Genomic DNA, 2,217 nt, shown 5'->3' with positions numbered 1-2,217 from the left:
GGGCGGGCTCCCATGTCGACTAGCGGAACTTCGCCGATGAGGGTGACGTCCAGACCGAGGCCACGGCACACGGATCGGATCATGTTCTCCAGTGGCCCCCGGAGCTGGTCCTCCTGCCACCCGCTGCCTCTCAGCTTCGGCGTGACTTCCGCTCCAAACGCGGACACCGTGGCTTGGACTGCTTGTTCGAAGCTGTCATGGATCCTGCGTCGGGCACTCATACCGCCTCATCCCCCAAGGCGGGCAGATCCGGCCGACGTCAGGTCAGTGCGGCTATCTGCCGCACCTTGCTCCCCTCGGGGTCGGACTTCATTCCGGCCCTCGCTGTTCCATGACAGTAGAAGGGGAGTGCGGGGCGCGTGGAGGGTGTACATAAGGGCGCGCAGGGGCGCGTATGGCCGCAAGGCGCCCATCTGAACGTTGCCTACCGCCTCGGCGGTTTAGGAGCCACTCATTCCCGCCGCCACGCGGCCGAGGGGCAGACCGGCGGCCAGCGCGCCCTCAGCGTTCAACGCTTTCACCGAGGGAGGGTGATGACGCCAGGGGCACTCCGGGGTTGGGTTTTCACGCTGGCGGCAAGCAGTGCTGGTCACTGCCCCGTTTGGCGAGGCGAAGATCGCGAGACCGCTTCGGGCCCTCCGGCCTTCGAGCGCAGCCAGTGTGACGGTGCGGCCGCCCAGCCACGACACGCAGTCACAGCTGTAACTGCGGCCTTGGCGCCGGGTTTGGGCTGAGCTCGGTGATTCGGACGGCTGGTAGGCGAGGGTTGAGTTTGTGTTCATGGAGTGAAGAGAGTGTGTCTATGATGCGTCACAGCTGTCTGTCGCTGGGGAAATTGAGGCAGGCCGGCATGCCTGAGCCTGCCGGGGCGCAGGCACCGAGAAACGGGGCGCATCATGTACCTGGCCTGTTTTCACGCCGAGAACTTCCGGATCTTCGGGGCCGCGCCCCGCCAGGAGGACGGGACCGATCTGAGCTTGCGGGCTGAGTTCGGGCCAGCCACCAATGTGCTGGTGGGGGAGAACGGCAGTGGGAAGAGCGCGATCATCGACGCCATCCGTTTGTGCCTGCAGACCACGGCCGGCGACTACCACCGCATCACCGAGGATGACTTCCACGTCAGCGGCGGTGGCCGCGCCGACAGCTTCACCCTCACTTGCGCCTTCAAGAGCCTCAACCGCCAGGAACAGGCGGTTTTCCTGGAACACCTCACCACCGAGGACGACGGGACCTGCACCCTCTACGTCACCGTGCGCGCACAGCAGATCGACCCTGGGCGCTCTCACCGGACATCGCTGACAACCCGGACCGGCCGGGATGGCAAGGGCCCCGCCCTGGACGGAACCGCCCGGGAACTGCTTAAGGCAACCTACCTGCGCCCGCTGCGCGATGCGGAGGCCGAACTGCGCTCCGGCCGCGGATCACGCTTGTCGCAGATCCTCGCTGGATATCCCGCCATCCGGATCCAGGAGGAGAACGACTTCGACGAGGACTCGGATAGGGCCGAAACCCTGGTCGGCATTCTCAAGCGCACCGAGCACCACATCAGCAAAAACGACGGCATTCGCGCAGCCCGTGCGGACATCAACACCAACTACCTGCAGAAGTTCTCCATCGGTACCGACGCACTGCGCGGAGAGATAGGTGTCGCTGGTGACGCTACCCTCGCCCGTGCCCTGGAGCGTTTGGAACTGAGACTGTTCGCCGGTGACAAAGCCTGGAGCAAGCACGGACTGGGCTACAGCAACGCCCTGTTCATGGCGGCCGAGCTCCTTCTGCTCGGAAATAGCGAGCTAGCCCCGTTGCTACTGATTGAGGAGCCCGAAGCCCACCTGCACCCCCAACTGCAGGTTCGCATCATGGACTTGCTGCGAGAACGAGCGGGCGACGCAGACGACAAGCCCACCCTTCCAGTACAGGTCATCTGTACGACTCACAGCCCCAACCTCGCCGCCGCCACGCCTGTCCAGCACCTCATCCTCGTTGCCCGCGGCGCCACCTTCAGCCTTTCCCCAGATCGCACCCGTCTGGACCGAGGGGACTATGCCTTCCTGTCCCGCTTCCTTGACGTCACTAAAGCCAACCTCTTCTTTGCTCGTGGCGTCGCCATCGTCGAAGGCGACGCCGAGGTCATCCTGCTGCCCGCACTCGCCAAGGCTGTAGACAGGTCGTTCAACGAGTGCGGAGTGAGCATCGTGACTGTGGGCAGTGTTGGTC

Annotated in this window: 1 protein-coding gene; it reads left to right on the top strand. The window is 64.7% G+C overall.

The window, feature by feature from the left end:
• Window positions 1-896: 896 nt before the first annotated feature.
• On the top strand, window positions 897-2,217 hold a 1,321-nt coding region (locus ACQKIP_RS45600; protein ID WP_427745689.1), incomplete at its 3' end, for an ATP-dependent nuclease.

Origin of the sequence: Streptomyces sp. NPDC059900, assembly GCF_050270335.1 — a bacterium.
Lineage (GTDB): Bacteria > Actinomycetota > Actinomycetes > Streptomycetales > Streptomycetaceae > Streptomyces.
Note: the sequence above shows the minus strand (reverse complement) of the source record. Positions and strands in the feature narration are given on the sequence as shown.